Annotated in this window: 6 protein-coding genes and 1 pseudogene; 3 read left to right on the top strand and 4 right to left on the bottom strand. The window is 61.7% G+C overall.

Annotated elements, in window-relative coordinates; genetic code table 11:
* The 3 genes from AC5DC2_RS18210 to AC5DC2_RS18200 form a co-directional block, all read right to left on the bottom strand.
* On the bottom strand, positions 1–1,326 hold a 1,326-nt coding region (locus AC5DC2_RS18210), incomplete at its 3' end, for a Clp protease N-terminal domain-containing protein (RefSeq protein WP_491699495.1).
* 10 nt (positions 1,327–1,336) lie between these two features.
* Positions 1,337–1,690 (bottom strand): ATP-dependent Clp protease adapter ClpS, encoded by a 354-nt coding sequence (gene clpS, locus AC5DC2_RS18205; RefSeq protein ID WP_024707881.1) that lies wholly within the window; start codon positions 1,688–1,690, stop codon positions 1,337–1,339.
* 437 nt (positions 1,691–2,127) lie between these two features.
* On the bottom strand, positions 2,128–3,105 hold the full coding sequence (locus AC5DC2_RS18200; RefSeq protein WP_491699494.1) for an extensin-like domain-containing protein: 978 nt from the start codon (positions 3,103–3,105) through the stop codon (positions 2,128–2,130).
* A gap of 386 nt (positions 3,106–3,491) precedes the next feature.
* Here AC5DC2_RS18200 and AC5DC2_RS18195 point away from each other — a divergent pair, with 386 nt between their 5' ends.
* Positions 3,492–3,863 carry an acyl-CoA thioesterase gene (locus AC5DC2_RS18195; RefSeq protein WP_371260697.1) on the top strand — a complete coding sequence of 124 codons (372 nt, stop codon included), beginning with the start codon at positions 3,492–3,494 and terminating at the stop codon, positions 3,861–3,863.
* On the top strand, positions 3,860–4,717 hold the full coding sequence (locus AC5DC2_RS18190) for an RDD family protein (protein ID WP_024706386.1): 858 nt from the start codon (positions 3,860–3,862) through the stop codon (positions 4,715–4,717). Before AC5DC2_RS18195 ends, AC5DC2_RS18190 begins: the two co-directional genes overlap by 4 nt.
* A gap of 53 nt (positions 4,718–4,770) precedes the next feature.
* Here the strand turns inward: AC5DC2_RS18190 and AC5DC2_RS18185 are convergent, their stop codons facing one another.
* Positions 4,771–5,124, bottom strand: coding sequence for a DMT family protein (locus AC5DC2_RS18185; RefSeq protein ID WP_491699493.1), 354 nt, complete (start codon positions 5,122–5,124; stop codon positions 4,771–4,773).
* Between the two features lie 169 nt (positions 5,125–5,293).
* On the opposite strand from AC5DC2_RS18185, the pseudogene AC5DC2_RS18180 reads away from it, so the two are divergent.
* Positions 5,294–5,748, top strand: a pseudogene (locus AC5DC2_RS18180) (excinuclease ABC subunit UvrB); the annotation flags it as partial.

Here is a 5,748-nt window from a genome sequence, read left to right as displayed (position 1 = left end):
GGCCTCGATCTCCCTTTCGGTGATCATCTTGCGACGGCGCGATACCGGCACCAGCATCTGCGCCGCGCCGCTCTCATCGATCACGTCGATGGCCTTGTCGGGCAGCTTGCGATCGGTGATGTAGCGCGCGGACAGTTCCACCGCCGCCTTGATGGCGTCGTTGGTGTAGCGCAGGTTGTGATACTCCTCGAAATAGGGCTTCAGGCCCTTCATGATCGCGATGGCATCGTCCACGGACGGTTCGTTGACATCGATCTTCTGGAACCGGCGCACCAGCGCGCGATCCTTTTCGAAGAACTGGCGGTACTCCTTGTAGGTGGTCGAGCCGATGCAGCGGATCGCGCCCGAAGAGAGCGCCGGTTTCAGCAGGTTCGATGCATCCATCGCGCCGCCGGATGTTGCGCCGGCGCCGATCACGGTATGGATCTCGTCGATGAAGAGCACGGCGCCCTCATATTCCTCGAGTTCCTTGACCACCTGCTTCAGCCGCTCCTCGAAGTCGCCGCGATAGCGGGTGCCGGCGAGCAGCGTGCCCATGTCGAGGGAGAAAATCGTGGCATCGATCAGCGCCTCGGGCACCTTGCCGTCGACGATGCGCTTGGCCAACCCCTCGGCGATCGCCGTCTTGCCGACGCCGGGATCACCGACATAAAGCGGGTTGTTCTTCGAGCGGCGGCACAGAACCTGGATGGTCCTGTTGACCTCGGCATCGCGTCCGATCAGCGGGTCGATCTTGCCGCTCATCGCCTTTTCGTTGAGATTGACGCAGTAGGCCTTCAGCGCGTCGGGCTGCTTGCGCCCGTTTTCCTCGGCCTGCTGCGCCGCGCCGTCGGTATCCTCGTTTTCGGAACTGGCGCCGCGCGGGGTACGGATTTCCGACGAGCCCGGCCGCTTGCCGATCCCGTGCGAGATATAGTTGACAGCATCGTAGCGGGTCATTTCCTGCTGCTGCAGGAAATAGGCCGCATGGCTTTCGCGTTCGGCAAAGATGGCGACAAGCACATTGGCGCCCGTCACCTCTTCGCGACCGGAGGACTGGACGTGGATCACCGCGCGCTGGATGACGCGCTGAAAGCCGGAGGTCGGCTTGGAATCCTCGTCGTAACCGGTCACCAGATTTGCAAGCTCGGTGTCGACATATTCGGTGACCGTCTTGCGCAGGGCGTCGAGGTCGACATTGCAGGCACCCATGACGGCGGCGGCATCTCCATCATCGATCAGCGCCAGGAGCAGGTGCTCCAGCGTCGCGTATTCATGGTGCCGGTCATTTGCATAGGTTAGAGCCTGATGCAGCGCCTTTTCGAGACTGGGAGAGAATGTTGGCACGATCAGATCCTCACTTCTTTTCCATGACACATTGCAATGGGTGTTGGTGCTGACGCGCAAAATCCATGACCTGGCTGACCTTGGTCTCCGCCACCTCATAGGTAAAGACCCCGCATTCGCCGACGCCGTTATTGTGGACGTTCAGCATGATGCGGGTCGCCGCCTCGCGATCCTTCTGGAAGAAACGCTCCAGAATATGGATTACAAACTCCATTGGTGTGTAGTCATCATTCAACAGGAGAACCCGGTAGAGGCTGGGTTTCTTCGTCTTGGGCTTGGTGCGCGCGATCACCGCCGTTCCGCGGTTCGGATTGCCCCCGTTCTTGGAAGGGTCGTTCTGCATCCGGATCGACATCGCGATCATTCCTATTAACTCCGTCCGTCCTTCAAATTCTGGGCCGCGTACACCGGTCTTCGTTGACGTTCATATCTGTATGTACCGCAACCGTTTCAAGCTCCCTGAGACTGATCCGATCTTAATGCCGATCTTCAGGCCTTGTCATTAAGAAAAAATTCCGCGCCGCCGCGCGCTCCGGTCTGCATTCCCCGACGGCCCTGCTCGCAAGCAATCCCAAGTAAGACGAAGCGCAACCTAAGGGCGAGATATCGAACATTCTCGAACATCACGCCTTGTGCGCAGGGCACGCTGCCGCCTGTCGACACGACACGTAACGTTACGCATTCTTGCGCGAAACGTTACGTCTCTGGAGCTTGCGACGAAACGCAGGGTGATTGCGGGAGGAAAAGACGCGCCTGCCCGGCCTTCGGTCCGTTACCGGCCCGCCTGCGGCAGCGAGGCGATCAGTTGCAGTAGGTCCTGCCGGACGAGCGCTGCTTCAAATCAAAGTGAAAGTGGTCATCGTGCTTGGGATAGCCTGGTCCCAGCACCGTGCTGAAATACGCGCAGCCGCTGGCGCGGACGGATTTCAAAAGCCCCTTCTCCCGGAAGGCGAAGAACCCCTTGGGAGAAACGTCGATCGCCTTGCCGGTATTGAGCGTGAAGCCGCCGACATCGATGGCATTGCCCTTCGAATGCTCGGACATGGTGCGCGAATTGGTGCCGTTGTTCACACGGCGACAGGAATAGCCGCCCATTGTTTCGATCGATTTCAGGCCGGTGAGATAACGCACGCGCACCGCAGGCGCCACGTCGTTCTGGACCCACTGGGCAAAGGCGAGCGCGGTCTCGCAATTGACGGTGACATCCGGCGAGATCGCGATATTGCCCGGCAGTTTCTGCAGCTTGACCGGATAGGCAATGCCGCACTGGCCGCCGGCCGCGATCGCCTCGACTTCGGAAAAGGTGACGCCCATGGCGTTGAGTTCGCTGCGGCATTGCCGCTCGGCCAGCGGCATCAGGCCCGGTATGCGGTTCTGTTTCGGCTCGGCCGCGCCCCCCTGCCCTGCGTCAGGTCCCGCGCCGGGGTCGACGTGCGGCAGAAGCGAAGCCGTGTTGATCGGGTCGATGCCCGGATCCGCGGCCGCCGCCGTCTGCGCTTCGGCGGTTTTCGCCTCCGCGTCCGCAATCGCGGCGACATCGGCCTTGTCCTGGCTTTCGCTGAAACCGAGATAGCTGTCGATCGGCAGGCCGGCGGAGGTCTCCGTCTCGGCGATCAACTGCTCGATGCTCTCAGGCGGCGGATCTTCCTGCGCAAGCGCGGCGGCGGAAGGCTGCTGCGCAGTCGCGGAAGCCACGGCGGAAGGCTGCGCCCTGGCCGCCTCGCTGCGGGTCACCACCTGGGTATCCTTGGGGCTGGTATCGACCGAAAACGACGTCATCAATCCGCCGATCGAGCAACCGGCAAGGACCAGGGAGACAGCCGTCAGGGAAGCCGCGTTTCGCAGATGAGAAAAAGACGCCATACCGTTCATCGTGCCCAGGGTTGAAACCTGGGAGCGAGTAAAACAGACATATGTAAACAAAAGCTTTGCCGCGCCGCGCTTCTCATTAGAGCGTCCTTTGTGCGTCCATTCGGACGCAGGGCGCTCTAACCTATTGAATCGACGCATCGTGCTTTCCGAAAATCAGACCCGATTTTCGGGCCGATGCGCCAGCAGGCTCTTGCGCAGGCCCGGCCTGAGGGTAGATTGCGGCATGCGCCGTCAGAGGAGAGGAATCAGTGGACGAAAGACCCAAGGGCGAACTGACGCTCAGAACCGTGGCGATGCCGGCGAATGCCAATCCGGCCGGAGACATTTTCGGCGGCTGGGTGATGTCGCAGATGGATCTCGGCGCCTTCGTGGCCGCCTCGGAACATGCCGGCATGCGCACGGTCACCGTCGCGGTCAACTCGATCACCTTCGAAAAGCCGGTCAAGATCGGCGATACGCTCTGCGTCTATACTCAGTTCAAAAAGATCGGCCGCACCTCGATAACGGTCAATGTCGAGGCCTGGGTTCATCGGCATGACCGGCCGCGCCGCGAGAAGGTGACGGCCGCCGAGTTCGTGATGGTGGCGATGGACGACAGCGGCAGGCCCGCTCCCGTGCCGAAAGCGAAGCAGCCATCCATCAGCGAAGCGGACAGTGAAGCATGACCGACCAGGACGCAGCTCCCCAGCGCCCGCCGCGCCTGTTCCTGCGCCGGCTGGCGGCGCTGCTCGTCGATTTTCTCATCTTCGGCGTTCTCGCGACCTTCGCGGTCGGCGCGCTGGCATTGGCGAGTCCAGGGCTGAGGGACGGCGTCGCCAGTTCCTTCTTCCACACCCGCATCTGCCAGCCGGCGGACAGAAGCCTTCCGGTCTTTGCCGAGATCGAACGGAGCTGGCCGCTTGAGGAAGGCGCCGATACGGAGATGAGCGCGCAGTCCTGCACGGTCGACAGTTTCTTCCTGCCGCAAAAGCGCCTGGCCATGGTCACCGAAACCCGCACCGGCGAGAACGGCGGAACCTTCACCCGTTCGGTTGCCGTCCAGCTTGACGGGAATGGCGATCCCGTCTTTCCCTCGCCGCTGATCGAGCGGGCGGTCTCCACGCTTCAACTCCTCGCCTTCCCGCTGGCGCTCGCGCTGTCGACGATCTTCCTCGGCTGGACGCCCGGCAAGCGGCTCATGGCGCTCCGCGTCACCACGGACGCGCTGGCCAGGGACCCGCCGCCGCTCTCGCCGGGCAAGGCCGTCACGCGGGAATATCTCAAATTCTGGCCTCTGATCGCCAACAACCTTTTCCAGTTTGCCATTGCCGCCAACGCGCCGAAGCCCGCCTCCGTTTCCGAGGCCGTCGCCCTGCTCGAGACCGTGGGAACCGACCAGCGCGCCATTGCCGACATCCTCGTGCTCAACGCCGCCACGCTTCTGGTACTGTTCGTCTGGTGGGTCTGGCCGTTTGCCCTCTGGCGCGGCCGCATGCTCTATGACGGCTTCATCCGTGCCTATGTTGTGCTCAGGAACTGAAGCGTCCGGGCCAGCACAATCGGCCCGCCCGGACGCTGCGGCATCGAAGACGATCAGGCCCGGAATATGAAGGCCGCGCCGGCAGCGATCAGAGCAAAACCGATCAGATGGTTGAAGGTCAGGGATTCCTTGAGCCAGAACACGGAAAAACCGGTAAACACGGTGAGCGTGATCACTTCCTGAATCGTCTTGAGCTGGGCCGTGGAATAAACAGCCGCGCCGATGCGGTTGGCGGGAACGGCAAGGCAGTATTCGAAAAAGGCAATGCCCCAGCTGACCATGACGACGACCAATAACGGCGCCCCTCGAAACTTCAGGTGGCCATACCACGCGAAGGTCATGAAAACATTGGAGCATACGAGCATGACCACCGGCCAGAAAGCCGCCGGGGAAAAAGAAAAAGGCATTTCGCGTCTCCCGTGAGATCGACCGACCCAAACGCTTGTCTTGTACGTCAGATTCGGGCGGACGCATCCTGAAAAATCGCTTCGCGCGAGCGAAAGTCAGTTCTGTTTTTGTTCTGAATTGGGCCATCCCTCTCTTTTCTTTTTGCAGGACTCTCTTCATATTCATCTCATGGCTAACAGACCTAGCAAACAAAACAGGAACTCCGGCTTCGAGGAAGCGCCGCAGACGTCCTTCGAGGGCAAAGCCGGCGAAGGTTCGATGGCGGACTGGCTCGCCGGACTCGAGGCTGAAGCCGAGTCCCAGGCCGTCGAATCACAGCGATCGCTCGCCTCCAAGGCGGGCAAGCACCGCAAGAAAGCCTCCGAGCGCAAGGAAAGCGCGGGAGAACAGAGCAAAGCCGGCGACGCGACCGCCGGGCGAACATCGCGCGGCGTCTCGATCGGCGCGTCATCCGACCCGAAGACGCGCGCGGCCGCCGGCCTCAATCCGGTCTCCGGCGTCGACGTCTCGCTGGAAGACGCGAAGAATCTCGCGCCTGGCGCGGTTACCGCGACGGTCGATGCGCTCTCCAAATTGATCGAGAGCGGCAATCCGCTCTTCAAGGACGGCAAGATCTGGACCCC

Source organism: Martelella sp. (assembly GCF_984369615.1).
The sequence above is the reverse complement of the archived record's forward strand: the minus strand, read 5'-3'. Positions and strand labels throughout refer to the sequence as shown.